Below are 26831 nucleotides of genomic sequence, written 5' to 3' on the forward strand. Positions count from 1 at the left end.
TTTTCAGGACCAGGTCATATGGATATGCCCACACCGCCGGACGCTGCCTCTGCCGATTGCCGTGGGGTCAGCGAGATTCTCAACCGGGTCGGGGATAAATGGACGATGCAGGTGGTCGTCGCGCTTCGCGATCAGCCGCGGCGTTTCAACGACCTCAGGCGTCAGGTTGCCGGTATCTCTCAGCAGATGCTGACGCGCACTTTGAAGCTCCTCGAGCGCGACGGGATGGTCAAGCGCACGGTTTGTGCCACCACGCCGCCGCAGGTGGAATATGCGTTGAGCGAACTCGGACGATCACTGTCGGAGCCCGTGCGGGAACTGGCACAATGGGCGGTCGCGCACCTTGCAACCATTCATGACAACCGCCTGCGCTACGACACCAACCGCTGAGACCCGCACGCCCTAAGTCCGTCGCCTGGATTGAGGATTGAGATGCGGCACTCTTTGCCGCTCATACAGACGGGGCGACGAGGGCCTTCTCCAGAAACGCACTTTGGACCACCTCCATGAATGCGCGTACCTTGGCACCGATCAGGCGGCGTGAGCTCTGCAGCGCCCAGATTTCCACGGAAGGACCGGCTTGCGTTCCCCAATAGGCAAGCCTGCCAGCCTCGATGTCTTCGGCAACAAGAAGCTTCGGCAGCACGGCTGCACCAGCGCCCGCCAGGACCGCATCGCGGACCATCAGCAGCGAAGAGAGGCGGAGAACGGGGGCCGGCCGCAAGACGATGTCAGCGTCCGTACCGGACTTCATCCGCCAGACCGTCCCGGGAGGTGTCGCGGACAGTAGAACGGCCCTCACGGCAGCTTCGTCGCCATCCATCCCAGGAGAGGGGCGCTTCATGCCGGTCGGCGCCACGATCAGGCGTTCATCGTTGAGGAAACGGCGGCCGACGAGGCGTTCGTCCGGCGACGGGTCGATCCGGATGATCAGATCGTAACCATCCTCGACCGGATCGACCTTGCGGTCCTCGGCAACGATTTCGAGCTGGACCTCCGGATAGGCGAGGGCAAAGCGCACGCCGATCCGGGGCAGCGCCACATGCGCGAAGACGACTGGCGCGCTCACCCGCAGCCTGCCTTTCGGCGTCGATGCGCCAAGCACGACAGCCTCACCGGCCTCAGTGATTTCGCTCAGCAGCCCGTGCGTGCGCTCATGCAGCGCCCGTCCCTCATCCGTCAATCGCAGGTTCTGGGACCCGCGGTCGATGAGCCGCACGCCGAGGCTCTCTTCGAGTTCGGCGACCCGCCGCGACAGCGTGGCTTTGGAGCGGCCGGAGACGCGGGCAGCGCGGCCGAACCCGCCGTGGGCAGCAACGAGGTCGAAATCGGACAAAGCCTGAAGATCCATTTGTGGTGTTCCGAATTTGAGACAGACGATCTCGATATTGGCATCTTCTCAGTGACAGTGAAACGGCTATTTTCTTCCTCAGCAGATGCAACCCGCAGCAACAAAGGAGATTTCGACATGACCATTCTCGTGACAGGCAGCACAGGCACCATCGGGGCGCAGGTCCTGGCTCATCTTCACACTCGCAACGTCGACGTCCGTGCCCTGACGCGCTCGCCGGAGACGGCCCAGCTTCCCGCTGGCGTGAGGGCGGTTCGCGGTGACCTCGCCGATCCGGATTCGGTGCGCGCGGCGCTGCAAGGCGTCAGCACCCTGTTCGTGCTCGCCCCGAATGTCGCCGATGAACTGACACAGGCGATGCTGACGCTGACGGTCGCCCGCGAGGCCGGCATCAAAGGCATCGTCTACCTCTCGGTCTTCGGCGGCGACGCCTATGCCGACGTGCCGCATTTTGCCGGCAAGTACACGGTAGAACGCATGATCGAGGCGCTCGACTTGCCCGCGACGGTTCTCCGCCCCACCTACTTCATCCAGAACGATCTCCGTCAGAAGGACGGACTTCTCAAGGCCGGCGTCTATGGCTCGCCGATCGGCGCGAAAGGCGTCTCGATGGTCGATATCCGAGACACCGGCGAGGCCGCCGCGATCGAACTGGTTCGCCGTGAACAGGCCGCGACGCCGCTCGGCCGCGAGACCTACGACTTGGTCGGTCCCGACAGCCTGACCGGCGAAGGGATCGCCGGCCTCTGGAGCGAAGCCCTTGGCCGCGCGATCCTTTATGGCGGCGACGATCTCGTCGTCATGGAGCAGCGCATGAAGACCATGCTGCCCGCCTGGCACGCGCTTGACCTGCGCCTGATGTTCAGCCGCTATCAGACGGAGGGCGCGGTGGCAACCGCCGCCGACATCACCCGCCTGACCAGGCTCCTCGGTCGCGCGCCACGCTCCTATGCGGCCTTTGCCAGGGATGCCGCCGCCCAGTGGGCGAAGGGCTGAGCCCGCACTTTACCCTTCCCCCCAAACGAAGGAGACCTGCCATGATGACGATCCACCCCCTCTCGCCTCAAGATGCTCCCGCGGCGGCCGCGATGCGACAAGCCGCCTCGGCCCATAAGGGCGAGGCACTTGGGCCGGAGGCGCGGCCGATGTTCGACGCCATGTTTGCCGCAACGCCCGGGGCGGCGGATGTCCGGGTCGAGGCCGCGACGGTCGGCGAGATTGACGGCTTCTGGCTCCGAGTGTCAAACGCACGACCGGGCGCACGCATCCTCTATCTCCACGGCGGCGGCTATGTGCTCGGCTCGGCCCAGGCGCTGACCCATTTCGCGGGCCAGATCGCCGCACGCGCCGGCGCCGATGCGTTCGTACCAGACTATCGGCTGGCGCCCGAGCATCCGTTCCCGGCCGCGATCGACGATGCGGTCGCCGCCTATCGCGGTCTTGTCGCGGAGCGAGCGGAAGGGATCGTGGTCGTTGGCGATTCGGCGGGTGGCGGTCTGACGCTGGCGCTGTTGTCGGTCCTTGCCGCCGACAAAACGAAGGGCATGGTGCAGCCGGTCGGCGCAGCAGTGATGTCGCCCTGGACCGACTTGGCGCTCACCGGCGACAGCTTCGAGACAAGGGCGGAGGCGGACCCGATCTTCACGCGCGGCGTCCTCCAAGGCTTCGCAGACCTGTATCTTCAGGGCCAGGATGCCGCCAACCCCAAGGCATCACCGCTTTACGCTCAACTCAACGGACTGCCGCCCATCCGCATCGATGTCGGCGACAACGAAGTGCTGCTCTCCGACGCCATCCGCTACACTGAGCGGGCGCTAGCGGCGGGCGTGGAAATTACGCTGTCTGTTTGGGAGGGCATGCCGCACGTGTTCCAATCCTCCCTCGGCCAGTTTCTCGCGGCCGAACGGTCCGTGAACGCCATCGGTGATTTCCTCCGCCAGCGGCTCGATGCCCTGGCCGACGACACCGTCCCCTCCAACCCATTCGAAGGAGCTTGATCATGACACGCGTATTGTTTGTAGGCCAGAAGCCGGACACCGTCGACTTCTCCGATCCCTCCCTGCCGCCGGGGTTCGATGCCGAAAAAATCCAGGCGGGCATCGACATTGCGGAGACGACCATGACGGAGCGCGGTTGGGAGGGCGACATCTGCATGATCGCTCCCGATGACAGTGGCGTCGCAATATTGGCCGCGCAACTGGCCAGGGTGGACTACGATTGCGTCGTGATCGGTGGCGGCCTGCGCCTCCCGCCCAAGGGGTTGCTGTTCTTCGAGATGGTCGTAAACGCGATCCACCAGGGCGCACCAAAGGCGGCGATCGCATTCAACACCCGTCCCCAGGATACGGCGGAGGCCGCGGCGCGGTGGATCGGCGAACGCCATCGGTGATTTCCTTCGCCACCCCCTCATCGAGGCATCCCAGCACAACTTCGGAGATCTGATATGAAAATTCTAGTATTAGGCGCGACCGGTGCCACCGGCCGGCTGATTGTCGGCAAGGCCGTCGCAAAGGGATACGAGGTCGTTGCCCTCGTTCGCTCCAAGGCAAAGGCAGCGGACCTCGCCGGCGCCGAATTGATCGAAGGCGATGCCCGCGATCCCGCCGCGCTGACCCGCGCCATCGCCGGCTGTGATGCCGTCGTCAGTTCGCTGGGCACCGCCATGAGCCCGTTCCGGGAGGTGACCCTGCTCTCGACGGCGACGCGCGCGCTGGTTGGCGTTATGGAGCAACAGAACATCCGTCGTCTCGTGTGCATCACTGGGCTGGGCGCCGGCGACAGCCGCGGCCATGGCGGTTTCTTCTTCGATAGGCTGTTCCTGCCCCTGATGCTGCGGAAGGTCTATGAAGACAAGAATCGCCAGGAAGATGCGATCCGCGCCAGCACACTCGACTGGATCATCGTCCGGCCGACGGTGCTCAACGACAAGCCGGCGCGAGGCCACGTCAAGGCGTTGACTGACCTGTCCCGCGTCCATGGCGGGACCATCGCCCGATCCGATGTCGCCGAGTTCGTCGTCCAGCAGCTCACCACCGATACGTGGCTGCGGAAAGCGCCGCTGATTACGTGGTAGGATGTCCTAGGCCGATCGATCGTCGCGGTACCGGGCAGACGAGCAAGACCGATCGCTTCTGCCGCCCCTCACGATCGAGCATCAGCTTTTGGAGGTGAGCCGAAAGCGGACCTGAAAGCATGGCCGAATGCACTCTGCGACGTATAGCCAACCTTGCGTGCGATGCTGGCGACAGTCTCATCACCCCGTGTCAACGCCGCACGAGCGATGGTGAGACGCCACGCCCGCACGTAGGCGAGTGGCGGCTGTCCCACCCGGCGCGTGAACTCCGCAGAAAAGGCAGCTCGCGACATACCGGCGACGCCGGCGAGCTGGGCCACCGTCCAAGGCTGCGCGACGTCTCCATGAATGACGCGAAGTACTCGACCGAGCCGAGAATCCGACAGAGCGCCTAGCCACCCGATCTCCACCTGCCCGATACTGCCGGCGTAGGCCCGGATCGCCTCCACCAGCAACACATCAGCGAGCCGGGCACTTACGATTTCGCTACCGATGATATCGCGCTCGCCCTCGTCATTCATCAACCCAAGGATCGTCGCCATCGCTCCAGATGCGGCAGAGGATCGGGGAACGAACAGGAAATCCGGAAGCATGTCGAGCAAGAAGTCCGCATTCCCGGGATCGAACGTGACGGTTCCCCCGATTGCAATCGTCTCGTCACCGCCCAGACGCGCAACATCGCCGCCGGCGCCGTAGAATGTTTGGCCGTCGAGGGGCGGAACCTCCGGATCGCTGGCGACCGTATAGGTCGTGCGCCCCAACAAGCAGACATCCCCCGCGCACATGAGCTGAGGCGATCGCCCGGGCAGCAGTATCCAGCTGGTTCCCCGCAGCAGCGCCACGAACTTGAGCCGGTCTATAGCCGGAAATGTGAGAGCCCATCGTCCTGCGGCCTCCAGCCGGGTGCGGCGGGTCACCCTCGCGCCTAGAACGTTGAGGACATCCGACAGGGGGTCAGTCACAGCTTTAGACGATCGCGATAAATCCATGGACATTCGAGCATAGCTCATCTTGAACCCAGTGCCTATCTTCTTCGATGACATCAATGAAGGAGAATGGCTATGGGCATCGAAGGCAAGGTTGTCGCCATCACAGGCGCAAGCAGCGGGATCGGTCGCGCGACGGCGAAACTGTTGGCAGAACAAGGGGCTTTTGTCGTGTTAGGCGCACGCCGCGAGGAGGCGCTCGCAGCCATCGTGGACGAGATCACCGCTGCAGGCGGCAAGGCCGTGCATCGGGCGACAGACGTCCGCCAGCGGGGCGATCTTGAAGCGCTTGTCGCATTGGCAATTGAGCATGGCGGCAAGCTCGACGTCATTGTGAACAATGCCGGGATCGGTCCAATATCCCGTTTCGATGCGCTGCGCGTCGAGGACTGGGACGCCATGATCGACGTCAATCTGCGTGGCACGCTCTACGGCATCGCTGCGGCATTGCCCGTCTTCCAGCGTCAACAGTCGGGCCATGTCATCAACATCGTCTCGACCGCGGGCATCAAAGTCCTGCCCACCATGGGTGTGTATTCCGCGACCAAGAACGCAGTGCGAACCATCAGCGAAGCCTTGAGGCAGGAAGCAGGACCGCATCTGAGGGTCACCGAGATTTCGCCGGGGATGATCTCGACCGATTTTGCTAGCTCGATAACCGATCCCGCCGTGAAGTCGGCAATTCAAGAACGCGCTTCCAAGGTAGCCATCCCACCGGCTTCGATCGCACGCGGCATTGCCTACGCGATCGAGCAGCCGGCCGATGTGGACGTCGGCAGCATCGTCATACGACCGACAGCCCAGGATTGAACGGCTAGCTTCGGGTGTCTCTTCGGCCTGGTCAACAGCCGTCTCTGGTCGTCGGCGGAATGGCAGCTAGCTGGTGACCCCCCACCTCCTGGCGGACTGAGAGCAATCGGCGCAAACATGCCGCCTCTCCAATCCTTGCGATGTCTGCTTTCAAGGCCCCGCCAAGGTAGCTTCTATGACCAATTTGGAGGGCGCGTTGCGGATCGGCCGGTACCGACCTCTTAGTTGTCGGCACTGCGGTTCTGAATGCTGTCATTGAGTGAATTAGTATCTCGGACTATAGTTGCCCTAAACATGGATGGCCGTTCGTAGATCTGAATCTTCGCGGCAAATCGGTCGGAGGTTATCTGCATGGAGCATTTGCCAGAGATAGCTTTGGCCTTTGGTGCCTTTGCACTCGGGATGTTTAGCCCTGGTCCGAATATTCTCTCCGTTGTCGGCCACATTGCGTATGCCGTAGCCTTCTCGACAAGGCGAGTCGTCGCACTTTATGATCGTGCGCGCAGATGGATTGACGCGGGACTAGGGGTGTTTTTCGCCTTTGCGGGGATCAAATTGCTTACAAGCCGAACCTGATCGATCCGCACAGCTCGAACAACAAGAGTGGACGATACGGCTTACAACCATCATCGAGCTCGAGTGCCTTTCGCGCAAAAACCGACTGTCAGCATTCCACCCCATTTCGGTCGTAGCACCGACCAAAGCTGAAAGGCTGCTTTCGGTAGTCGCCAAGGCTGCGCGAACGACAGAAATGAGGGCGCAGAGCGGTCGTTGAACACATTAGAAGCCTATCTCCTGAATTGGCTCAACAACTGACGGCAAGTGGCGCTCTTGAAGGGATCTGAACCAACGACCTGTCAATTGGTTTCCAATCAAGGTTTTATGTGGTTTTTTAAAACATGCCGCATTCGCAACGCAACGGGAATCGAGATTAGGATCATATTTGCGCTCCAAGGACTAACGCGGAAATTGTCCTATTCCCTTGCGTGAGGCTGTATCAATCGCCTGATCGTGTGACTACTGACGGATATCGCCAAGCACCGCCACCGGACCTACCCGAAAGAATTATCGACGTCGTGGCCTGTTGCGAGACCGACCGCCAGTTCATACACTCTCTGATCCACCGCAGAAGGAGCAGCAGATGCAGATCGACCTCGCGGGCAAGACCGCTCTGATTACTGGATCTACCGAAGGCATCGGCTACGCGATCGCTCGCCAGCTCGCGAGGGCTGGCGCCGACGTGGTGATCAACGGACGGTCTCAAGAAAAGACCGCAAAGGCCGCCGAACGCCTGAAAGGCGAAGGTGCCGTGGGCACCGTAGCCGCCGTCGCAGCCGATGTCGCGACCGCTGAAGGGTGTAGCGCTCTCGTCGCCAAAGTGCCTCATGTCGATATCCTGATCAACAATGCCGGTATCTTCCAGCCGCTCGACTTCTTCGAGGCGAATGACGAGGTGTGGGATCGCCACTGGCAGGTCAACGTCATGTCGGCCGTCAGGCTGTCGCGTGCCTACCTACCGGGCATGCAGAACGTCGGCTGGGGCCGTGTTATCTTCATCGCGTCGGAATCCGGCTTTAACATTCCGGTGGAGATGATTCACTACGGCGTTAGCAAGACCGCCGATATCGCGGTTGCCCGTGGGCTCGCCAAGCGCATGGCTGGCACGGGCGTTACGGTCAACTCGGTCCTCCCCGGCCCAACACTGTCCGAAGGCGTCGAGGCGATGCTTGCCGAAGAGCGTGCAAAGACCGGCAAGCCGATCGAGGAGGTCGCGGCGGACTTCGTTAAGAAGCATCGCGGCAGTTCGATCATCCAACGAGCTGCAAGCGTCGAGGAAATCGCCAATCTCGTAACCTATTTGGCCTCGCCTTTGGCATCCGCCACGACTGGAGCTTCCATGCGCGTGGATGGAGGACTGATCGACACGCTCTGAGGTCATCCCTCGCCTGCTAGTCGTTCATACGGCGGAGCCATCCGGTCGTCTTCTCGACCACGGCCACCACCGGCTCGTAGACGGGTGCAGTGATCGAGGGGCCGGAAGCAGAATGGCAGGTCAGGCGCTTGAGCCTGAGAACGAGAAGTTCAAAAAAATCTGGCCGAGCAGATGGTGGGGCCTGGTTCAAAGAGGCAAGTGGCGAACGGCTGTCCGGAAGCATTTTATAAGGGATTGGGTCGATAGAGGAGAAACAAGGATGGGCCGATATGAACACCGAAATTGGCTGGTGCGGGTTTGCGCTTAATGAACACAAAGGATCGCACCCATGAGCCAACGTATTTCTGATTTCGACGCGGGTCTTATGATGACCCTTGACGCCATGCTGAAGGACAAAAACGTTACGCATGCCGCAGCCCGGCTGAACATAACGCAGTCGGCCTTGTCGGCACGTCTGACCAGATTGCGCCAGCTTTTGAACGATCCGCTGTTCATCCCGGCGGCATCGGGGCGTGGAATGATCGCGACGCCGCATGCGGCGGCTCTGGAGCCTGAACTGGCGCGGCTGCTCGAACGGTTCAACGACTTCGTCAATACCGCCCATCTCTTCGATCCTGCGACGAGCAAACGGATCTTCCGCATCGCTGCGACCGATAATCCTGCCGCGATCCTGGCTCCCGATCTCATTCCTCTGTTTCAGGCCCGCGCGCCGCTCGCCAAAATCGCCTTCACACTGCCGGACAAGGCAAGGATTGCCGAACATCTGGAGAAAGGAGAGGTCGATCTGTTCGTGGGTGCCGCAGAAGACGCCGCAGCCGATCTGATCGGTCAGACCTTGTTCCAGGAAGAGTTCGTCACGGCGCAGCGACGCGGCCATCCGCGCGGATCGAAGGAGATAACCTTGGACGCGTTCTGCGACGCGAACCACCTTTTGATCTCGACCAGTGGCGGCCATTTCTCCGGCATGATCGACGACGCGCTTGCTGAAGTTGGACGTGAGCGTCGCGTTTCGGTTTCGATCCAGAGCTACGCCCTTGCACCCCTGGTGCTGTCCAGCACGGATTGCATCTGCACCCTGCCCAGGCGATTCCTGCAGAGGTTCGAGGACACGCTCGACCTGTTTGCGCCGCCGCTTCCCCTATCGATTTTCAGCATGAATGTTTTCTGGCATCCGAGGATGCGAACCGATCCAGCACATATGTGGCTTCGGAAGCTGGTCATGGAAATTGCCAAGGCGACGATCCGGTAACATCAGGGCCGACGCAGATTTGCATCGGCCCTGATGATCGCTTGTCAGAATTTCTGCAGCAGCGAGTCGCTGACCTTATCCGCCTTCGGATCGAAAAGCGTGTCGAGACGCGAGTTCAGTATCCAGACATCGTCGCCGACCCGTGTCGGGGCGGTTGGCATAGACGCCGTGCTTTTGACTTCATGGGCGATCTTTGCGGTTTTCCAGTTGTCCGTCGAGATGAGTTCGATGGTCTTGTCGGCGCCAAGATTGACGGCGACGAACAGGTGTTTCCCGTCAAACAAACTGAATCCGTCGGCGCCCTTGATTGGCTCGGGAAGCTTCACCTTCTGGACGTCGGCCGGATCGGAGACGCTGACCTTGAACAGATCGCCGGAATTGTATTTGCCAACCAGGAGATAGCCACCCTCGTGATAGGCGATGCCGTTGAGATTGAAGCCATCCGCGTCCTTAAACAGAGGGTTCTGGGCGAAGATGCTCGCCTTGCCCTTTGTGTCGATCTTGTAGACGATCGGGGCGAAGCTGTCGGTGACGAAGGCGTTTCCGTCTTCGTCCAGCGCCAGATCGTTGGCGAAATGCGGGCCTTCGCTGAGGGCACCGAGATCGTAGTAGGCAAGGCGCTTTCCCGTGGTCGCGTCGTACTTGGCGACGCCTGCAAGCTTGCCTTGGGTCGAGGTCGTGGTTCGGGATCCAGCGCCCGGATCCGAGTTAGCAGCCCAGAGCGTATTGCGGGCGTCGTCAACGAGGATGCCGACCGTGGAGACAAGCTTTTCGTCGGTGACAAACGGCTTATATTCGCCATCGGGTGAAACTGTGCCGATCGTGCCATGCGTGACCGATCCGACGAAAAAGCGGTTCTGCCTGGCTGACCAGCTCATGCTTTCGGCATAGTTCTTGTCCGCAGTAAACCGGATCTCGCTTTTGCCGGAGAGCGGCGACGCGCTTCCTGCAAAGGCAGTGGAGGAGGTCAAGAGAATGACGGCGACGACGCCGGTGAGACGCGTACGAGAGATCATGATGTGCTCCTTTCGATCTTCGATATGCCTGGTCTAGCGGGTCGCCCCAAGTCGCTGAAATCGCTTCTCTCGATCACACCAATCGACTGAATTCATACCTTTGGACACTGTTGTTGCCGCCGCTTGCTGAAACGAAAAAGCCGCTTGAAAGCGGCTTCTGACAGGGAGCAGGGCTTCTATTCGGGCGCATAAGCCTCCCGGAAGAAGGCCGAGATGGCGCGAAATGCCCGCATCCGGTTCTTCTCCAGAAGCACCATATGGGTCGCCTCGCCGATCTCGATCCAGAGGCGGTTCGGCGCCGAGGTCAGTTCCTGAAAATAGGCCAGCGCAAGATCGATCGGCACATCGATGTCCCACTCGCCATGCAGCAGAAGCACCGGGACCTGAATGTCCGATGGTTTGTAGTAAGGTTTGCCTGCGCGCCAGTAGTCCCTGATATCCTGGATCGGACCATTGGTCGCTCGCAGCTTGCCGGGTTCCCTGGCTTCGCTCCATGCGTCGTCCGCCAGCGTCGCCGTCGCCCATTGTTCGAACCATTCATCCGGAATGATCGTTGCGCGCGCATGTTCGGGTGCGGTGCCGAGCCAGCGCTGAAGGGTATTCATGACTGGCACCAACCGATAGGCGGCCAGCTCGCCGCCCATATCCAGGGGGATCGGCCTTTCGCTTAGCCATTGCGGGGCGAGAACAGCCAGCTTCAAGACCTTGTCAGGGTTGACGGCGGTGTAGGCTCCGGTCACGGTGCCGCCCCAGGACATTGCGAACACGTTTACCTTGGCAATGCCACGACGACGCAGAACGAAGTCCACCGCCGAGCCGAAATCCCGAACGCCGACGTCGGTGCCTATCAGGGGTGGATTGAGAGCCGGGTCGATCTCCATAACCTGCGGGCGGGAGGACTTGCCGTAGCCGCGGACATCGACCGTGAAGACGTCGAACCCCTCGGAAGCGAGATAGTCCATGAATGAGAACCCGCCGAGCGGAACGTCGTAGAGGCTGCCCGAAGAATAGGTGGCACCATGCACCATGACGATGGTCGTTTCCGGCGCAAAACGGCTCATCCCGGCGGGGCGCTTATTGCGGACATGGAGTTCGATGCCGGGCGTGTCGCTTGGTATACGGTGCTCTTCGACCGCGATGGCGTCGATGTTTATGCGGTTGGTCATGTCGTCCTCAAATATAGGCCCAGGAGAATCCATCCGGCGTCCGTGCGACATAGCCGGCGGAAGAGGCTGGAAAGTGCGTGGCGAGGTACAAGGCACGGGTATCTGCAAGATGGGTCAGCATCGACAGTCGCGAGGCCGTAGCCTGATCGTGGAATTCGCAGAACACCGTATTGAGATCGGGATGGCGGACCTGAACGGGACTGTGCAGGATGTCGCCGCCGAAGATCGCGGTCTCTCCGCCCGACGTCACCGCAATCGACATATGTCCGATGCTATGGCCGGGCGTCGCGATGAAGTCGAATATATCGAGGTAGCGTCCCCCGCCAGGCTCGATAAAGTCGACAAGCCCCGCGTCGATCACCGGCGCGATGCTGTCTTCATAGACGCCGGAACTCGGGATATTGGCTTCGTTGTGGCTTGCCGGACTCGCATAGTATTCGCACTCGGCGCGTGGGAACACGTAACGGGCGTTCGGGAATGTCGGCACCCACTTGCCCTTTTCGAGACGGGTGTTCCACCCGCTATGATCGACGTGAAGGTGGGTGTTGAAGACGAAATCGACCTTCTCCGGATCGACGCCCGCAACGCGAAGTCGCTCGATGAACGGAATGGACTGCCGATCAAAGATCGGATTTCTGGACCGTTCCTTGTCATTTCCTGAACCCGTATCGACAAGGATCAGATGGTCCGGCGTCCGGACCACCCATGTATGGATACTGAGCCGTAGTCTCTTGCCACCGTCTTCGACTTCATCCCGCAGGCTGGGATCCGCCGCGATCCGCTCGGCAGCCTTTTCCTTCGGATAGAGGAACGAGACCGGGACATTGCTGAGTTGCTGTTCCTCGACTTTGCTTATCGTAACGTCGCCGATGCGATGTGTCTTGCTTTCGCTGCTCATGACAATCCTTCGTGCTCGAGGCTTCTGGCCGCCGAACATAGGAAGTTTGTGCGGGCGCAAGGAATCGAACTGAACCATAGGTGCGATCGACAGGATCGATTGGTCGAAGGACGAAAGATCGGGCATTTCTGGGCGGTGCTGCCCGACTATGGCGGCGACCTCATTCAGGGATGACGATGATGAACCTGTATTTCCACGCCACACCGAACTCCATGAAAGTCGCGGTGCTGCTGCATGAGCTGAACCTGCCTTTTGAAGTCAACCCGATCGATATTTTCAAGGGGGAACAGCATTCGCCGGAGTTTCGCGCGGTCAACCCGAACGGCAAGGTTCCCGCCCTCGTCGATGACGGCGTCACTGTTTTCGATTCTCATGCGATCCTGCTCTACCTTGCAGAAAAGTACGGGCGTTTCATTCCCACCGGCCTGTCGAGAAAAGCCGAAATGCTATCCTGGCTTCAACTGGTCGCAACCGGCCTGTCTCCCTACTCGGGACAAGCGATCCACTTCCTGCACTATGCGCCCGAAGCCCTCCCCTATGCGAAAAACCGCTATCTGAAGGAGGTCGAGCGCACGTATGAGGTACTCGACAAGCGGCTTGAGATTTCCGATTGGCTGGCTGGCGACGACTACACCGTTGCGGACATGGCGCTCTGGGGTTGGGCAGCGTCGGCGAGCTATATATACGGAGATAAGGGCCTGGACGATTTTCCCACGGTCAAGCGTTTCATGACGACGATGTCGGAACGCCCGGCAGTTCAGAAGGCCCTTGCGTTGAAAGCGGAGTACACCTTCAAAGCCGTGCTGGATGAGGAAACGAGGAAAGCACTTTTCCCTCAGAACACCGGTCATTGAAGGTCCCGGACGCACCGTGTCGAATGTAGCAAGAATGTGCTCCCGGACCCAATTCGGGTCGCGCATCACTGCCCGGGGAAGGCTAGGATCTAGTCTTAATATTAATTGCATTTTGCAAGCAAATGATTGACATTGTAAACAATGTCCCGCGCACCACGGTGACGCCAAGCTATTATCTAGATCGCCACTTCGGCCACAAAGGATGTGAGATGACCGCAACTCTCTTTCTCGCGACCGTGCTTTTCTGGGGTTCGGGCGCCATCGTGACATCCCTCCAGGCAAGTGCTTCGGCTCCCGAGTTGTCGGTGGCGATCCGCATGTTTCTCGTCGGGATAGGCATGCTTGGATTTTCGATCGCCACCGGCAAACCGGTCACAATTGCCCGTGGCGACCGCCTTTGGGTGATGATGCAAGGCATATTGTTTTTCGGGCTTGCTTTTATCGCCTTCTACAAGGCGACGAAGGGTATCCCGAGTGGGATCGCAGCGCTGGTGCTGTCGAGTTCTTCGCTGTTTGCGGCCGTTTCCAGCCGTTTGCTGTTGAATCTGCGGATAAGCCGCCGCGCGACAATTGGCATAGTGTGTGGTCTCCTGGGTCTTGGCATCGTGGCTGCTCCACAGATTTTTGCATTACATCTCAATCCGCAAACTATGACGGGCTTTATCTGGGCAGGTATCGCGGCGATGGCAACAGGTGCGGGAACGGCAATTGCTGCGCGTAATCAGCGGCGCGGCGTGCCGATCCCGGTGCTTATGGGGTGGGGGGCGCTATGTGGATGCGGCTTCGGGTTCGCCTGGGCTGTGGCTGTCGGCACATCTCTCACAATACCTATAACTGTTGGCTATCTGGCACAGCTTGCCTATCTGGCGATTGTCGCATCCTGTGTTACGTTTCTCATGTATTTTACGCTTATTGAAAAGGTCGGCCCTGCGCGAGCCGCCTATGCGCTAACGGTCGTTCCGATTGTTGCCATCACGATCTCCGCTCTATTCGAAGGCCTGCATGTCGATACTCGTCTCGCCTTCGGCGGTGCGACAATCCTCCTTGGCAATATCCTCGTGCTCAACGCCTGAAGCCGAGCAATCGATCACGCGGTCTGCGATCGGAAGCCTATCAGTCGGTGGAGGGCGCCGCGAGTTGCGATCACACACTGCCTTTCAGCGGCCGCATCCGCTCGTCGGAAAAAAACGCCAGCTGAGCGACGGACGCGCCCATTTTCTCGCGAAAATTGCCTCCGAAAAAATCGAATGCATAAAGTTTATGCATGTTTAAATTACTTGCAAATAGCAATTGATTTCCTATCAAGTCTATGTTGTAATTTTATCATAAGAGGTAAATCGCATCGCGATTGCCCGTAAAACTAGAATCTAGGGAGATGTCCGAACCGCAACAACTCTGGAAGGCATATGTTCATGTATATGTCCACGACACCGATCGAATCCGAAGTCGTCTTCTCTGGTCGCCGCTCGGCCACCTACCGCGATGCGCTCCACCTCTTTCCCGAAGCCTGGCTTGACGATATTGCCGCGATGCGCAGCTTCCTGCAGCCCATCGACGGCCGGCGCGTCCTGGAGATCGGCGCCGGCAATGGTCATTTCAGCCGCGCGATTGCCGAAGATGTCGGCCCTACCGGCTTGTTGGTCGCAACCGATCCGTCCACTGAGCAGCTTGAGGATCTCGAAATCGAAAGCGGCGGCCGGATTAAAGTATTCGGTCAGGCGGCTCATGCGCTCGACCTGCCTATCCGCGATTTCGACATGGCTTGGACGCGCGGCGCCGTGCACCATATTTCAGACAAGACGGCCGCCTGGAAGGCTATCGCGACCCATGTCAGGCCCGGCGGCAAGCTGGTGATTGCCGACATCTTCGCCGGAACGCGGCTTGCCGCATATTTCGACGATTTCATTGCGCTCAGTTGCTGTACCGGCCACGAGGTCTCCTTCCTTTCGCGGGAGTTTGCAACGAGCCTGTGTGCTCTGACCGGATGGGACAAACCTCAATTTACCGATGTCACCACCCGCTGGCGCTTCGACACCAAGGCAGATCTCGGACATTTTCTGCGATTGCTGTTTTCTGCAACCGAGATTTTCACCGACGAGGACTGCCTTGTGGCGGCGGAGCGCCATCTTGAGGTCGTTTCCGACGGCAACGGCATCGCCCTGCTTTGGCCAATGACCGTGATGGAAACGACGCGACTGCCAACCGCAAACTAATCATCGATGGCCGATGACAGGCGCGCTTGACGCGAGACGGACAAATCCGGCCGCGGCATGACTTGGCATGTGCGAATTTTCGGAGATCGCCTATGACATTTACCCCGGCAAACTGTGGATCCACGGCCCCTCCACACGCGGCCCCTTTCGATCCAGATACCGGTCCATTGGTTCCGGACGCCCAGAAAATCAGCGTGGGCGCCGCTGTCCATAAAGTTGGTTATAATGGCCGGCCTGGTGCGTTTGCGGATGTTGCCTGCGAGATGGCGTTCCCAACCGCCGATCGCATCGCCATGCCGAGCCTGGAGACCACGATCGCCAGCCTTGTCCGCGGCGAAGTCGACCGGATCCTCCTGCCATGCGAAAACAGCCTGGTTGGGCGCGTGCCTGACGTGCACAAGATCGTGCCCGACAGTGGTTTGCATATCGTCGGCGAGCATTTTCAACGCGTCGAGCATTGTCTGATGGCGCCTGCGGGGGCTACGCTCGCGAGTATCCGACGGGTCCGTTCGCATCCTGTGGCACTTGGTCAAGTCAGCCGGCTTATTGCGGCGCTCGATCTCGAGGCCATTGCCGCTCCGACGACATCGCACGCCGCCGAGCTGGTGGCGTCTCGCGAAGATCCGAGCGAGGCGGCAATTGCTTCAGATCTCGCCGCCAACCTCTACGGGCTGAATATTCTCAAACGCAATGTCGAAGACGATCCGCATAATACCACGCGGTTCTATGTGCTGTCCGCCGAACCTCAGGCGGTCGAGCACACAACACAGCTTCTGACGACAATCGTTTTCCGTACCCAGAACCGGCCGGGCTGCCTCTATCACGCCATCGCCGGATTTGCCGACAATGGCATCAACATGACCAAGATCGAAAGCTATCTTGTCGGTGGTCAGTTCGTGCCGTCCCGCTTCCTTTGCGAGTTCGAGGGCGATCCCGCCATGCCAGAGGTGGCCGATGCGCTCGATATTCTCGCTCGTCATGCCCGCGAGCTCGTTGTTCTCGGCACATTTCCAATGGCCAGCCGCCATCTGCGCAACCGAAGCGAGGAAGATCTCCATTGGGGGACCCAGCCTCCGGCTGCCTTTCGATGGTCCAATAGCCAACAGGAGAGCCTGCGATGACAGCCATGATCGGCCATAGCGGACCCCAAAGCGATCTCGCCGATACGGCGATCGCGAAATTGAAGCTGCATTTTGGCGATCGGCTGACAACGGCGGCGGCGGTGCGAGATCAGCATGGCCGTGACGTGAGCTGGCATCCCTCCTATCCGCCGGACGCGGTCGTCTTTCCGGAGACGGCCGATGAGGTATCGCGCATCGTAGCGACCTGCCACGCCCTCGACGTGCCGGTGATACCGTTTGGAACCGGCACCTCCTGCGAAGGACATGTCGCCGCCCTCATGGGCGGAATATGTATCGATCTCTCACGGCTCGATCGAATTTTGATGGTTCAGCCGGAGGACATGACCGCGACCGTCGAGGCAGGAGCGACCCGCAAGCGCCTCAATGCCGAATTGCGTGACACCGGCTTGTTCTTCCCCGTTGATCCCGGCGCAGACGCCTCGCTTGGCGGGATGGCCTCAACGCGCGCCTCCGGCACGAATGCCATGCGTTATGGCACGATGAAAGACAATGTCATTTCACTCGGCGTTGTTCTGCCCAATGGCGATCGGATCCGCACCGCAAGCCACGCGCGCAAGTCGGCTGCAGGATATGACCTGACACGGCTCTGGGTGGGATCCGAAGGCACACTCGGCATCGTGACCGACGTGACCGTCAAGCTGCATCCAATTCCTGACCACGTCGTTGCGATTTCGGCAAGTTTCGCAACGTTGGAACAGGCTGTCGGTTTCGTCCTTGTTGCGACCAGGCTCACCGATACCCTAGCACGGATCGAACTGCTCGACGAACTGCAGGTCGAGGCCGTCAATAGCTATTCAAAACTCTCTTTGCCGGTCGAACCCACACTTTTTATCGAACTGCACGGCAGTCGCGGGGCAGTCGAGGCGGCTTTGCCTTTCATAGAGGAGGAGGCACATGCCGCCGGAGCGAGCCGGTTTGATACGGCCGTGTCGGCGGAGGCCAGAGGCAAACTTTGGCAGGCACGCCATGATATCTGGTGGGCCAACCTTGCGCTGCGCCCGGGCGCAAGTGCTCTCCCCACGGATAGCTGCGTGCCGATATCGCGGCTCGTCGAGGCCATACTGGCCGCCAAGGCCGACGTGCGGGATCTTGGCCTTCTAGCACCGATCTGCGGCCATGTCGGTGACGGCAATTTTCATCTTTGCGTGCTTTTCGATCCCACTGACCTCGATGAGCGTCAACGCGTCGAGGTACTAACCAAACGCCTGTCTGCCCGAGCCATTGCCCTGGAAGGGACGTCGACCGGCGAGCACGGCATCGGTCATGGCAAAATAGCCGCGCTCGTCGCCGAGCATGGTCCGGCCATCCGGGTGATGGCCGCGATCAAACGCGCGATCGATCCTCACAACATCATGAATCCAGGCAAGATTTTCAATCTCGCCGAAGCGCCGCCTTTCAATTGAGCGACATCCATAGAGCAGGGAGGAAATAGAACATTCATGTCCAACCAGCATGGCCCGGCCTCGATCGCCGATTTCAGAATTGCAGCGCAGCGCGCCTTGCCGAAAATGGTCTTTGATTTCTTCGACGGCGGCGCCGGCTCGGAGCTGACGCTGCTTGAAAACCGCGCAGCGCTCGACCGTATCCGTCTCGTCGGTTCAGCGCCGGTCGATGTCAGTCTTCGCTCGGCTGCCATCACGCTCTTCGGCAAGCCGCTCGCAATGCCAGTCATTATCGGGCCAACCGGGCTTGCAGGCGCAGCCTGGCCCGCAGGCGACCGGGCGCTGGCCCGGGCCGCCTGGCGAGCGGGTATTCCCTTTGTTATGAGTTCGGCGGCCAGCGCGACCATGGAAGCCGTGGCAGCCGCCAGCGACGGCAGGAAGTGGTTTCAGCTTTACCTGTTCCGTAACCGCGACGTAAGCCTCAGACTGCTCAAGCACGCCGAGGCGCTGGGCTTCGAAGCGATTGAGATCACCGTAGACAACGCCATTCCCGGCAGGCGGTTGCGCGATGCCCGCAATGGCTTTTCGCTACCCTTCCACTGGACGCCGAGAAAACTCCTGAGCCTGCTTGCTCATCCGTCGTGGGCATTGCGAATGGCTCGTGCCGGCACTCCGCGATTAGAGATCATGGCAGCCGAGTTCAACCTCAAATCCGCGGGAACGATCGCAGAGGTGATGGAGCAACAGCTAGACCCGACCGTCTCTTGGGACGACATCGCCTTCATTCGCGATCGCTGGAAGGGGCCGTTGATCCTCAAGGGGTTGCTTAATCCACAGCAGGGGATCCGGGCAGCGGAACTTGGGCTTGACGGTATCGTGGTCAGCAATCACGGCGGCCGACAACTCGATGGAGCAGTCGCGAGTATCGATATCCTGCCGGAATTCGTGAGCGTCGTCGGGCGCAAGCTCGCGATTTTGGTCGACAGCGGCTTTCGCAGCGGCACCGATGTTGCCAAGGCGCTGGCGCTCGGGGCAACTGCCGTGCAACTCGGACGTGCGACACTCTACGCGTTGGCAAGTGGCGGTGAGGAGGCCGTTTTCCGGGCTCTCGGCATCATTGCCGCCGAACTCGACGTGGCCCAGGCAATGATGGGTGCACCCACCATTGCCGATCTACAACCTTCCAGGCTTCGATTTTCCCCACTTCTGACGCGGCCTGAGCAAGTTCCGGTCCGCGAATCCACATCGCCGCGGTCGCAGTCGCCCTTTGCCGCCTGACCCGCCATCACAAAGCGCTTACCAGGAGATTGTCCGATGAACCGCAGAACCGCTTTATTGCATGCCCTGGCCCTGTCGGCCTTTCTGCTGCCTTTGGCCACCACTGTCGCCATGGCAGCAGACAAGACGGTGGCGCTGACCTATATCGTCGAGCACCCCGCCATCGATGCCGCGCGCAAAGGAATTATCGATGCGCTGGCGGATGCCGGCTTTGTCGATGGCAAGACCATCACGCTCGACGTTGCAAGCGCGCAAGGCAGCATGCCGACGCAAACGCAAATCGCCAAGACGTTTGCCGGTAAATCGCCGGACCTGATCGTCGCCATTTCGACGCCGTCGGCTCAGGCCTGCCAGGCCGCGGCGAAGGGGGCAATCCCGATCGTGTTTTCCGCTGTAACGGATCCTGTTGAAGCGAAATTGGTCAAAAGCTTTTCGCAGCCGGACGGCACGCTCACCGGCACCAGCGATAAGCAACCCCTGAACCTGACCTTTGAGTTGATCCGCAAACTCACACCAACAGCAACGAAAGTCGGGGTCCTCTATAATGCTGGCGAGGCGAATTCCGTCGCACAGGTGGCAGATATGAAGGTCGAGGCGGCAAAACTCGGCATGAATATCGTCGAAGCGACAGCCGCGCAGTCGGCAGCCGTGCCGGATGCCGCGCGCAGCCTCGTCGGCAAGGTCGACGTCATCCTGCTCCCGACCGACAGTACGGTGGTTTCGGCCGTCGAAAGCGTGGTCAAGGTCGGCGTCGACGCGAAGATCCCGGTCTACGCCAGCGACACCAATTCCGTCGAGCGCGGAGCGATGGCTGCGCTTGGATTTAATTATTACAAACTGGGCCGGCTGACCGGCGAGATTGCCGCAAAGGTCCTGAATGGCGCAAAGCCCGCCGACATCCCCGTCGGCACGCTCGACACCGAGGATCTTTACCTGAACAGCACATCGGCGAAGAAAATGGGCGTAAGCTTGTCCGAGACGGTGATGCAGGCGGCCGCAAAGGTGATCACCCAATGAGCCTCATCGCCCTTTCCGGAGCCTGTGAGGCAGGCCTGTTGTTTGGCCTCGTTGCCCTTGGTGTCTATCTCTCGTTCCGAGTGCTCGACTTTCCGGATCTGACCGTCGACGGTAGCTTCCCGCTCGGCGCATCGGTCGCGGCTTCGGCGATCATGGCCGGCGTGCCGCCCATCGTCGCAACGCTCTTCGGATTTGCCGCAGGTGCACTTGCGGGGTTCGTGACGGCGTTCCTGTCGGTCCGGTTGAAGATCATGAACCTGCTCGCCGGAATCCTGACCATGGTTGCACTGTTTTCGATCAACCTTCGCGTCATGGGCAAACCGAATATATCGCTCTATGGCACCGACACGATATTCTCCTGGATTAATGGGATCGCGGCCCTTGGGGTCTGGGCCAACACGGTGCTGCTTTTCTGCATCGTATTGGCCGCAAAGGTTTCGGTCGATTGGTTCCTTGCCACCCAGGTCGGGCTAGCTGTGCGCGCGACCGGCGCCAATCCGAGGATGGCCGAGGCGCAGGCCGTCGACAATGGCGGCATGGTCATGCTCGGCATGGCGTTCGCCAACGGCCTCGTCGGCCTTGCCGGGGCGCTTTATGCCGAAAGCCAGGGCGTTGCCGATGTCTCGATGGGGATCGGCACGATCGTCTCCGGTCTTGCCGCCGTGATCATCGGCGAGACGGTCGTCGGCGCCGGATCGGTCGCGCGGGCGACGCTCGGCTGTATTCTCGGTGCATTGATCTACCGGCTTGTCATCGCGCTGGCGCTAGATGGCGGCATGATCGGGATCCAGGCGCAGGATCTCAACCTGGTGACCGCCGTTGTGGTCGCCGTCGCCGTGATGGTTTCAAAAACCCGGCTAAAGAAGCTGCCTTCAATCAGGCGCACCCGTGTGCCGGCGGAGCCATCGAAAGCAGAAGGAAAAGCCTCATGATGTTGAATCTCGACACGATCTCCGTCACATTCAATCCCGGGACGGCTCTCGAAGTGACCGCGCTGCGCGGCGTATCGCTAGCCATTCCCCAGGGACAGTTCGTGACCGTGATCGGCAGCAATGGTGCCGGAAAGTCGACGCTGCTTTCGGCTATCGCCGGCGCAATTTTGGCCGATAGGGGCCGGATCGTCATTGATGGTCTCGAGGTTACACGGCTTCCTACCCAGGTACGAGCACGATTCATCGGCCGCGTATTCCAGGACCCACGGATCGGAACTTGTGAGGCCCTTACCGTCGAGGAAAATCTTGCGCTCGCTTCCGCGCGCGCCGGGCGGCGTGGATTGTCCCTCGCGCTCGGCGGGCGGAGTGGACGCGGGCGGTTTGAGGAACAGCTCGCCGGTCTTGGTCTCGGACTTGAAACGAAGCTCAGGGCGCGGATTGGCACGCTTTCCGGCGGTCAGCGGCAGGCGGTAAGCCTGTTGATGGCGACATTGCTGCCAATGAAGCTACTTCTTCTCGACGAACATACAGCGGCGCTTGATCCTAAGGCGGCGTCGCGCATCCTGGCGCTTTCGGCAGAGATCAGCGAACGTCAGCATCTCACCACGCTGATGGTCACGCATAGCATGCGCCATGCCCTGGACTATGGCCAGCGCACCATCATGATGAGTGGTGGACGCATCGTGCTGGATGTCGCAGGCGATGAACGGACCAGCTACGACGTGCCCGACCTCATCGCCCTATTCGGAGCGGTCAGTGGCGGCGAGATAGCCGAGGACAGGCTATTGCTCGCTTGATTGTTGTCTGCACCGCCGCCGCTTGTCTTCGGAACCGTGTTGGAATATATCTGCGAAATGCAATTAAAAGACAATCAACGTGAAAGCGGATCTGTGGAGGAGCGCGAGGATGGGAAGGCTGTCAAGCCATCGTTTCGGCTTGACCGCTGGATACCCTACCGCATGTTCCTCGTGGCAAGCAGCACCGCGGAGTTGCTCGCTTCCTACTATGGGCCGCGCTATGGGCTTTCCCAGGCCTCCTGGCGAATTCTCGCCATTGCCGGCGGCCGACCCGGCCTCTCAAGCAAGGAAATTTGCCATGCCGGCGCGCTCGATCAGTTCGCCGTCAGTCGTGGCATCGCGCAGCTGGTAACGCTCGGCTATGCCCAGCGCAAAGCCGGCGTAGGAGACCGTCGGTTCTCGGCTGTCGAATTGACGCCCGAGGGTTACAAGCTGCTGGAGGAGATCGTCGTCATCGGTCAGGCGATGGAAGCACGAATCCTCGAGAGCCTGTCGGACGCCGAGCGCGAAAGCCTCCACTCAATGCTCGATCGGATCGAAGATGCATGTGCCGGCGCAGTCGCTCGTGGCTGGCAGGCAGTTGCTGGTGATACCAATTCGGCAAGGTTGTCTCCGGAATTCACTTCGTCAGAGTAGGCACAGCAGAACTTTTGTCGCGATCCGCCCGGCGAACGGCATTCTTTTTTGGTGCGCCTTTCTGCGCTAATGACGACTACCATCCGATATCCCAAGGTCGCGGTTTGCCATGAAAAATGACCACGCGAGCGTCTGCTGGGATGGAGCCATTCCCGCTTTCATCATCATGAAGCGCTTGCCGCACATGCGATTTCCAGGAGACAACTTGGCCAGGCAATAGATCCTGCCAGCGGCCGGCTCCATCGAGCCAGAAGCGCTCCAGAAATGCTTGGTCGCCGCCTTTGTGGTAGATATCCATCCAATGCCGTGGTCGACCGATCCATTCGGCCCAGATCCGCTCGCGAGCCGCTTCCGGCAGATACATGATTGATGATTGCAAGCCCTCCGGACGATAGATGTCGCGCATCATGGCGAGCCCATTGACGGAAGCGATATCGACAAGGCTCCCGACAATTGAGGTGTCCAGATCCATGAAGAGAATGTCGCCGGACACGTCCGGGCGGAATAGCTCCATCTTCGACCACCAGCCCGGCCAATCATAGATCAGCGGCAAAGTCCGAACGCCTTCGACCTTAATGTCGGAAAGACAACGGAAGTCTGCATCGGGAAGGTGCTTCACCACCTGCGTGCGTAAGCGTAAAACATGATCGGCCTTGTATTCGCCACCAGATCGCAGGACACAAAAGACGGAAATCACGTTGCTCTGGCCTCACTCGATACATCTGCTTTGACGAACAAAATCCGTCAGAACATATGGACCATTGCCGAAAGTGTCATCGGGAAATCGTAATTTTGACGGTCTGTGGACGATAAGACGCAGCTATATCGGCCTTGATAAAGAAGAGCCTTGCGTCGCCGACACAAACCATATCGTCTGTCTCAACGATCCATAGCAACGTGAGCGTGAATACCCTTCGAAAATGATTGGAACTATGCCAGACTGCAAAATGGTTGCAGGATTGGTAGGCATGCCCAAAAAGTTAGTAATTGCGCTCGGATTGTCGTTGATTGGCATATGGTTGAGCGCGGACATCGCCAATGCGGCGATACATATTCCGAAGGGATGCACGCCCGATGTCTTCCTGACGATATCAGGCAAAATCGGCAGGACGACGAACAGCGGCAACAACGCCTATGAGATGTCTGAACGCGAGTTTCTCGCTCTGCCGGCATCGACGGTGACGACATCGACGCCGTGGACTCCCAAAAGCGACTTCATCGGTCCTCTATTGAGCAAGGTATTGAGCGAGGCCGGCGCGGCGGGAAAGACGTTGCGCCTTACGGCGCTCGATGACTTCAGTGTAGAGGTGGATGCTGCCTATCTGGAGAAGTACGGCACGATCCTTGCGACTAGCAAGGACGGTATCCGCCTGACGGTCAGGGATTTCGGACCGATCTTCGTCATGCATCCTCGCGATAGTTTCAGGGAGGAACTGGACACGCCAGCTGCGTCGTCATATCTGGTCTGGCAGCTATGCGGGATAGAGGTGGAATGAGATTATTCCATCTGGCTTGGTTCAGCATTCCCGCAGCAATCGCAGCCATATGTATTGGCGTCGTGGCGTACAATTGGAGCGCCATAAGAGCGGAATACGTGCTTTGGGATTCCACCAACGCCAGGAACCCGTTATATTTCTACAAGCCGACCGCGCAGGCTCTAAGGGAGCTTGAAGCCGTCAGGCTGGATTTGAAGATGATTGCCGACGGATCTGCCGTCGAACCGCATGAGCTCTCATTTGACATCGATGTCTTTACATCCGGCATCGACATCATACTGCGGCCGTCCGATCTGAACGACGGGTATAGGAAGCTTCCTGGCTTTTCCGAGGATGGAGCCGCTCTGGCCAAATTCGCGGCAGATGTCCTGCCGGCGATTAAGCCCGGTCTATCATCGGCGGATGCTCAGGCGTTGTTGCCCAAACTGGAAGATATATCCGATACTTTGGATAGGATATCAAAAGCGGCCTGGGATCAGGATAGCGACCTGAAGGAAAAGTCCTTCGAGACCATCCAGGCAGGGCACGTAATCATTCTCGTGATTGCGGGATTACTGGTTTGCGCAATTCTGTCCTTTGTTATCATTTCGATATTTTACTGGTGGGCGATCATGGCGAAGACGCGCGCCTTAGCGGAAGCGGAAGCGGCGGTCGCCGACAAGGTCAGCTTCCTCGCGATGGTCAGCCACGAACTCAGAACTCCGCTTCAGGTCATCGTCTCGGCCCTGGATGTGCTGGAACGACCTCAAGATACGAAAACCCGAAGCGAGCTGACCGCGCGCATCCGCCGGGCGGCGAACAGTCTGGCTGTCCAGCTTCGCGACATGCTGACGCTGGCTCGCGCTCAAACCGGATATATCGAGCTGCAACCGGGCGTGTTCGAGGCGGGAGAACTCGTTCGGGAGGTGGTGGAAACCTATCAGGCTGCGGCGAAAGCCAAGCAGCTAGAACTACGTCACATGGCGCCCGATGATGCCGTTTTCGTAGTCGCGGATAGCGAGCGCATTGCGCAGTTGCTGCATAATCTCGTTTCAAATGCGGTCAAATATACGCCGAGCGGCTATGTTCAGGTTGATCTCGCGCCATTCGATGAGACGGCGGGCGAATTGGCATTGCGTGTGACGGATACCGGACCCGGATTGCCGCCACGGGTCATCGAGAACAGCATCGGTAAGGGGCTGTTCAGCCTTGGCAGCGGGCGAGGTATCGGTTTGTCGGTTGTCCAGACTTTGTTGCGGCAGCTTGGCGCGCGCATGGCAATCAGCAGCCCGTCAGAAGGCGGCAGCATATTCGAGCTTGCAATCCCCGCGGTCCCGGCGGCTGAAAGTTCATACGAGACGTCCGATGCGCGGAAGCGGGTGCTCGTCGTTGACGATCATCCTGACCTTTTGAAAGGCCTTTCGGGTGTGCTTGAAGATCTTGGATTTGTGGCCGACATGGCTCCCTCCGGCATGACGGCGCTGAACTTCCTGGCGGCGCACGCCTATTCAGTCATCTTCATTGATCTCGACATGCCGATCATGACCGGATCGGCGCTGGCGGCGCGAATCCGCAAGACGGACTTGCGCCACAAGACCAAGCTTGTCGCAATGTCAGCCGCACATCATGGCCCCAAGCACGATCTGTCTCTCTTTGATGCGGTCGTGAACAAACCGATACGCCGCCAACAATTGTTGACGATCATGCAGTTTTGAAGCTCGAGTTCAAAGCGGCAAGAAGGATTGGCATGCTTGCCGGTTTGGTGAAGAATTTCAAATTGTGCCGTGCCAGAGCCGCGGCGATATTCTCTTCGTCGGCATTTCCGGTTCTGATCTGCCCGGTCAGGATGATGATCGGGCAAAGGGCATTGCGGGCGCGAATGTTCTCGACGAGCTCAAGCGCGGTCTGGCGCCGTGCGTCTCGTTCGATGATCCAGTCGAGCACATAGGCATCGAAATCGGCATGGTCTTGCAAGGCTTGAGGATCGTTAAAGGCGACCGCATCGAGGCCTGCCATCTCCATGTAATGCACGATGGTTTCGGCGGTATCGGCGTGGTCGTCGAGAATGGCGACCCGACGGCGAGAGACGGTCGGTTCGATCAGCAGACGGGTGACCGCGTGCGCCGGTATCATCGATCTGGCGTCTGTGGGCATGACACGCCATGCGCCATCGATCTCGGCGGCAACCAGTGTTCCCGGAGGCACCTGCCCAACGACATCTCCCAGCCGAATCCGGCAGGGCACGATATGGTTGTCGATGACAATGGAAGCGTCAAGCAGCGCATCCGCATTATTAAGCGTGATGAGCTCTTCCAGCGTTTCGTTGAAATGCTCGGCGACGCGCTTCAATTCTTCGAGCGACCACGAGGCATTCGCCGTCAGACGGCGATTTGCGGAAGAATAGGAAAGTCCGAGGATTTCGGAAACGGTGACCGCAAAACGATACTTTGGGATGCCATGTCGGGTTAGCAGTGCCGCGATGCATTGCGCGGCAAGGCCAGCTTCGCCTTCGGGATGATCTGAGCGTATTTCGGATATACTTCCACTACTTTCGCTTAATTCGCTCAACTCTTTAAATTCCAATCTTGTCAATATGCGTAATACGCGTATACGTGGAGTCAAC

The 26831-nt window shown here is 59.6% G+C and carries 27 protein-coding genes; 20 read left to right on the forward strand and 7 right to left on the reverse strand.

Features of this window, described 5'->3' with window-relative positions; all coding sequences use genetic code 11:
* Positions 1-18 precede the first annotated feature (18 nt).
* A complete protein-coding gene (locus EX00_RS28980) occupies positions 19-390 on the forward strand; it encodes a winged helix-turn-helix transcriptional regulator (RefSeq protein ID WP_047465615.1) in 372 nt (123 codons plus the stop codon).
* 61 nt (positions 391-451) lie between these two features.
* On the opposite strand, the gene EX00_RS28985 is transcribed toward EX00_RS28980, so the two are convergent.
* On the reverse strand, positions 452-1351 hold the full coding sequence (locus EX00_RS28985) for a LysR family transcriptional regulator (RefSeq protein WP_047465617.1): 900 nt from the start codon (positions 1349-1351) through the stop codon (positions 452-454).
* 117 nt (positions 1352-1468) lie between these two features.
* Here EX00_RS28985 and EX00_RS28990 point away from each other — a divergent pair, with 117 nt between their 5' ends.
* The 4 genes from EX00_RS28990 to EX00_RS29005 all read left to right on the forward strand — a co-directional run bounded on the left by EX00_RS28990 (position 1469) and on the right by EX00_RS29005 (position 4424).
* Positions 1469-2347, forward strand: a complete 879-nt coding sequence (locus tag EX00_RS28990; RefSeq protein ID WP_047465620.1) for an NmrA/HSCARG family protein — start codon at positions 1469-1471, stop codon at positions 2345-2347.
* Between the two features lie 92 nt (positions 2348-2439).
* Positions 2440-3348 carry an alpha/beta hydrolase gene (locus EX00_RS28995; protein ID WP_234709136.1) on the forward strand — a complete coding sequence of 303 codons (909 nt, stop codon included), beginning with the start codon at positions 2440-2442 and terminating at the stop codon, positions 3346-3348.
* A gap of 2 nt (positions 3349-3350) precedes the next feature.
* Positions 3351-3740, forward strand: a complete 390-nt coding sequence (locus EX00_RS29000) for a hypothetical protein (RefSeq protein ID WP_047465623.1) — start codon at positions 3351-3353, stop codon at positions 3738-3740.
* Between the two features lie 54 nt (positions 3741-3794).
* Entirely contained in the window at positions 3795-4424 is a 630-nt protein-coding gene (locus tag EX00_RS29005) for an NAD(P)-dependent oxidoreductase (RefSeq protein ID WP_052211007.1), read from the forward strand.
* A gap of 68 nt (positions 4425-4492) precedes the next feature.
* Here EX00_RS29005 and EX00_RS29010 read toward each other — a convergent pair whose 3' ends face one another.
* Positions 4493-5467, reverse strand: a complete 975-nt coding sequence (locus EX00_RS29010) for an AraC family transcriptional regulator (RefSeq protein ID WP_309546375.1) — start codon at positions 5465-5467, stop codon at positions 4493-4495.
* Between the two features lie 18 nt (positions 5468-5485).
* Between EX00_RS29010 and EX00_RS29015 the strand changes: the two genes are divergently transcribed.
* The 3 genes from EX00_RS29015 to EX00_RS29030 all read left to right on the forward strand — a co-directional run bounded on the left by EX00_RS29015 (position 5486) and on the right by EX00_RS29030 (position 9402).
* Positions 5486-6220 (forward strand): SDR family oxidoreductase, encoded by a 735-nt coding sequence (locus EX00_RS29015; RefSeq protein ID WP_047465627.1) that lies wholly within the window; start codon positions 5486-5488, stop codon positions 6218-6220.
* A gap of 1141 nt (positions 6221-7361) precedes the next feature.
* Positions 7362-8153, forward strand: a complete 792-nt coding sequence (locus EX00_RS29025; protein WP_047465629.1) for an SDR family NAD(P)-dependent oxidoreductase — start codon at positions 7362-7364, stop codon at positions 8151-8153.
* A 328-nt stretch (positions 8154-8481) separates the two neighbouring features.
* A complete protein-coding gene (locus tag EX00_RS29030; RefSeq protein WP_052211011.1) occupies positions 8482-9402 on the forward strand; it encodes a LysR family transcriptional regulator in 921 nt (306 codons plus the stop codon).
* A gap of 44 nt (positions 9403-9446) precedes the next feature.
* Here the strand turns inward: EX00_RS29030 and EX00_RS29035 are convergent, their stop codons facing one another.
* The 3 genes from EX00_RS29035 to EX00_RS29045 all read right to left on the reverse strand — a co-directional run bounded on the left by EX00_RS29035 (position 9447) and on the right by EX00_RS29045 (position 12482).
* Complete coding sequence (locus EX00_RS29035; protein ID WP_047465635.1) at positions 9447-10418, reverse strand: hypothetical protein; 972 nt, start codon at positions 10416-10418, stop codon at positions 9447-9449.
* A gap of 176 nt (positions 10419-10594) precedes the next feature.
* Positions 10595-11584 carry an alpha/beta hydrolase gene (locus EX00_RS29040; RefSeq protein WP_047465637.1) on the reverse strand — a complete coding sequence of 330 codons (990 nt, stop codon included), beginning with the start codon at positions 11582-11584 and terminating at the stop codon, positions 10595-10597.
* Positions 11585-11591: 7 nt separating this feature from the next.
* Positions 11592-12482 carry an MBL fold metallo-hydrolase gene (locus EX00_RS29045; protein WP_047465775.1) on the reverse strand — a complete coding sequence of 297 codons (891 nt, stop codon included), beginning with the start codon at positions 12480-12482 and terminating at the stop codon, positions 11592-11594.
* 179 nt (positions 12483-12661) lie between these two features.
* Between EX00_RS29045 and EX00_RS29050 the strand changes: the two genes are divergently transcribed.
* From EX00_RS29050 to EX00_RS29095, 10 genes are all read left to right on the forward strand, one after another.
* Positions 12662-13336, forward strand: a complete 675-nt coding sequence (locus tag EX00_RS29050; RefSeq protein WP_047465777.1) for a glutathione S-transferase family protein — start codon at positions 12662-12664, stop codon at positions 13334-13336.
* A 209-nt stretch (positions 13337-13545) separates the two neighbouring features.
* Positions 13546-14409 carry a DMT family transporter gene (locus tag EX00_RS29055; protein WP_047465640.1) on the forward strand — a complete coding sequence of 288 codons (864 nt, stop codon included), beginning with the start codon at positions 13546-13548 and terminating at the stop codon, positions 14407-14409.
* 339 nt (positions 14410-14748) lie between these two features.
* Positions 14749-15549, forward strand: a complete 801-nt coding sequence (locus tag EX00_RS29060; protein WP_234709137.1) for a class I SAM-dependent methyltransferase — start codon at positions 14749-14751, stop codon at positions 15547-15549.
* 92 nt (positions 15550-15641) lie between these two features.
* A complete protein-coding gene (locus tag EX00_RS29065) occupies positions 15642-16670 on the forward strand; it encodes a prephenate dehydratase domain-containing protein (RefSeq protein WP_080761351.1) in 1029 nt (342 codons plus the stop codon).
* Positions 16667-18094 carry an FAD-binding oxidoreductase gene (locus tag EX00_RS29070; protein WP_047465643.1) on the forward strand — a complete coding sequence of 476 codons (1428 nt, stop codon included), beginning with the start codon at positions 16667-16669 and terminating at the stop codon, positions 18092-18094. The genes EX00_RS29065 and EX00_RS29070 overlap by 4 nt, the downstream gene beginning before the upstream one ends.
* A gap of 36 nt (positions 18095-18130) precedes the next feature.
* Positions 18131-19351, forward strand: a complete 1221-nt coding sequence (locus tag EX00_RS29075) for an alpha-hydroxy acid oxidase (RefSeq protein ID WP_047465645.1) — start codon at positions 18131-18133, stop codon at positions 19349-19351.
* Positions 19352-19423: 72 nt separating this feature from the next.
* Positions 19424-20368 carry an ABC transporter substrate-binding protein gene (locus EX00_RS29080; RefSeq protein ID WP_202903791.1) on the forward strand — a complete coding sequence of 315 codons (945 nt, stop codon included), beginning with the start codon at positions 19424-19426 and terminating at the stop codon, positions 20366-20368.
* Positions 20365-21300: an ABC transporter permease gene (locus EX00_RS29085; RefSeq protein ID WP_047465648.1), complete on the forward strand. Its 936-nt coding sequence runs from the start codon at positions 20365-20367 to the stop codon at positions 21298-21300. The genes EX00_RS29080 and EX00_RS29085 overlap by 4 nt, the downstream gene beginning before the upstream one ends.
* Positions 21300-22097 (forward strand): ABC transporter ATP-binding protein, encoded by a 798-nt coding sequence (locus EX00_RS29090; protein ID WP_047465782.1) that lies wholly within the window; start codon positions 21300-21302, stop codon positions 22095-22097. Before EX00_RS29085 ends, EX00_RS29090 begins: the two co-directional genes overlap by 1 nt.
* Before the next feature lie 162 nt (positions 22098-22259).
* On the forward strand, positions 22260-22733 hold the full coding sequence (locus tag EX00_RS29095; protein ID WP_234709139.1) for a MarR family winged helix-turn-helix transcriptional regulator: 474 nt from the start codon (positions 22260-22262) through the stop codon (positions 22731-22733).
* A gap of 76 nt (positions 22734-22809) precedes the next feature.
* On the opposite strand, the gene EX00_RS29100 is transcribed toward EX00_RS29095, so the two are convergent.
* Positions 22810-23430 (reverse strand): hypothetical protein, encoded by a 621-nt coding sequence (locus EX00_RS29100; RefSeq protein ID WP_047465650.1) that lies wholly within the window; start codon positions 23428-23430, stop codon positions 22810-22812.
* A gap of 271 nt (positions 23431-23701) precedes the next feature.
* Between EX00_RS29100 and EX00_RS29105 the strand changes: the two genes are divergently transcribed.
* Together EX00_RS29105 and EX00_RS29110 are read left to right on the forward strand one after the other, a co-directional pair.
* On the forward strand, positions 23702-24229 hold the full coding sequence (locus EX00_RS29105) for a putative pterin-binding protein (RefSeq protein WP_052211016.1): 528 nt from the start codon (positions 23702-23704) through the stop codon (positions 24227-24229).
* Positions 24226-25923, forward strand: a complete 1698-nt coding sequence (locus EX00_RS29110) for a hybrid sensor histidine kinase/response regulator (protein ID WP_162184561.1) — start codon at positions 24226-24228, stop codon at positions 25921-25923. The genes EX00_RS29105 and EX00_RS29110 overlap by 4 nt, the downstream gene beginning before the upstream one ends.
* Here EX00_RS29110 and EX00_RS29115 read toward each other — a convergent pair.
* Positions 25910-26776, reverse strand: a complete 867-nt coding sequence (locus tag EX00_RS29115) for a helix-turn-helix domain-containing protein (protein WP_047465656.1) — start codon at positions 26774-26776, stop codon at positions 25910-25912. The genes EX00_RS29110 and EX00_RS29115 overlap by 14 nt on opposite strands.
* Positions 26777-26831 lie beyond the last annotated feature (55 nt).

The organism is Martinezella rhizogenes (assembly GCF_000799715.1).
Lineage (GTDB): Bacteria > Pseudomonadota > Alphaproteobacteria > Rhizobiales > Rhizobiaceae > Rhizobium > Rhizobium rhizogenes_C.

Bases quoted from the DNA above. Each gene is read 5' to 3' on its own strand.
- EX00_RS28980 (WP_047465615.1), top strand. From the start codon at position 19: ATGGATATGCCCACACCGCCGGACGCTGCCTCTGCCGATTGCCGTGGG.
- EX00_RS28985 (WP_047465617.1), bottom strand. From the start codon at position 1,351: ATGGATCTTCAGGCTTTGTCCGATTTCGACCTCGTTGCTGCCCACGGC.
- EX00_RS28990 (WP_047465620.1), top strand. From the start codon at position 1,469: ATGACCATTCTCGTGACAGGCAGCACAGGCACCATCGGGGCGCAGGTC.
- EX00_RS28995 (WP_234709136.1), top strand. From the start codon at position 2,440: ATGCGACAAGCCGCCTCGGCCCATAAGGGCGAGGCACTTGGGCCGGAG.
- EX00_RS29000 (WP_047465623.1), top strand. From the start codon at position 3,351: ATGACACGCGTATTGTTTGTAGGCCAGAAGCCGGACACCGTCGACTTC.
- EX00_RS29005 (WP_052211007.1), top strand. From the start codon at position 3,795: ATGAAAATTCTAGTATTAGGCGCGACCGGTGCCACCGGCCGGCTGATT.
- EX00_RS29010 (WP_309546375.1), bottom strand. From the start codon at position 5,467: ATGTCATCGAAGAAGATAGGCACTGGGTTCAAGATGAGCTATGCTCGA.
- EX00_RS29015 (WP_047465627.1), top strand. From the start codon at position 5,486: ATGGGCATCGAAGGCAAGGTTGTCGCCATCACAGGCGCAAGCAGCGGG.
- EX00_RS29025 (WP_047465629.1), top strand. From the start codon at position 7,362: ATGCAGATCGACCTCGCGGGCAAGACCGCTCTGATTACTGGATCTACC.
- EX00_RS29030 (WP_052211011.1), top strand. From the start codon at position 8,482: ATGAGCCAACGTATTTCTGATTTCGACGCGGGTCTTATGATGACCCTT.
- EX00_RS29035 (WP_047465635.1), bottom strand. From the start codon at position 10,418: ATGATCTCTCGTACGCGTCTCACCGGCGTCGTCGCCGTCATTCTCTTG.
- EX00_RS29040 (WP_047465637.1), bottom strand. From the start codon at position 11,584: ATGACCAACCGCATAAACATCGACGCCATCGCGGTCGAAGAGCACCGT.
- EX00_RS29045 (WP_047465775.1), bottom strand. From the start codon at position 12,482: ATGAGCAGCGAAAGCAAGACACATCGCATCGGCGACGTTACGATAAGC.
- EX00_RS29050 (WP_047465777.1), top strand. From the start codon at position 12,662: ATGAACCTGTATTTCCACGCCACACCGAACTCCATGAAAGTCGCGGTG.
- EX00_RS29055 (WP_047465640.1), top strand. From the start codon at position 13,546: ATGACCGCAACTCTCTTTCTCGCGACCGTGCTTTTCTGGGGTTCGGGC.
- EX00_RS29060 (WP_234709137.1), top strand. From the start codon at position 14,749: ATGTATATGTCCACGACACCGATCGAATCCGAAGTCGTCTTCTCTGGT.
- EX00_RS29065 (WP_080761351.1), top strand. From the start codon at position 15,642: ATGACATTTACCCCGGCAAACTGTGGATCCACGGCCCCTCCACACGCG.
- EX00_RS29070 (WP_047465643.1), top strand. From the start codon at position 16,667: ATGACAGCCATGATCGGCCATAGCGGACCCCAAAGCGATCTCGCCGAT.
- EX00_RS29075 (WP_047465645.1), top strand. From the start codon at position 18,131: ATGTCCAACCAGCATGGCCCGGCCTCGATCGCCGATTTCAGAATTGCA.
- EX00_RS29085 (WP_047465648.1), top strand. From the start codon at position 20,365: ATGAGCCTCATCGCCCTTTCCGGAGCCTGTGAGGCAGGCCTGTTGTTT.
- EX00_RS29090 (WP_047465782.1), top strand. From the start codon at position 21,300: ATGTTGAATCTCGACACGATCTCCGTCACATTCAATCCCGGGACGGCT.
- EX00_RS29095 (WP_234709139.1), top strand. From the start codon at position 22,260: ATGTTCCTCGTGGCAAGCAGCACCGCGGAGTTGCTCGCTTCCTACTAT.
- EX00_RS29105 (WP_052211016.1), top strand. From the start codon at position 23,702: ATGCCCAAAAAGTTAGTAATTGCGCTCGGATTGTCGTTGATTGGCATA.
- EX00_RS29110 (WP_162184561.1), top strand. From the start codon at position 24,226: ATGAGATTATTCCATCTGGCTTGGTTCAGCATTCCCGCAGCAATCGCA.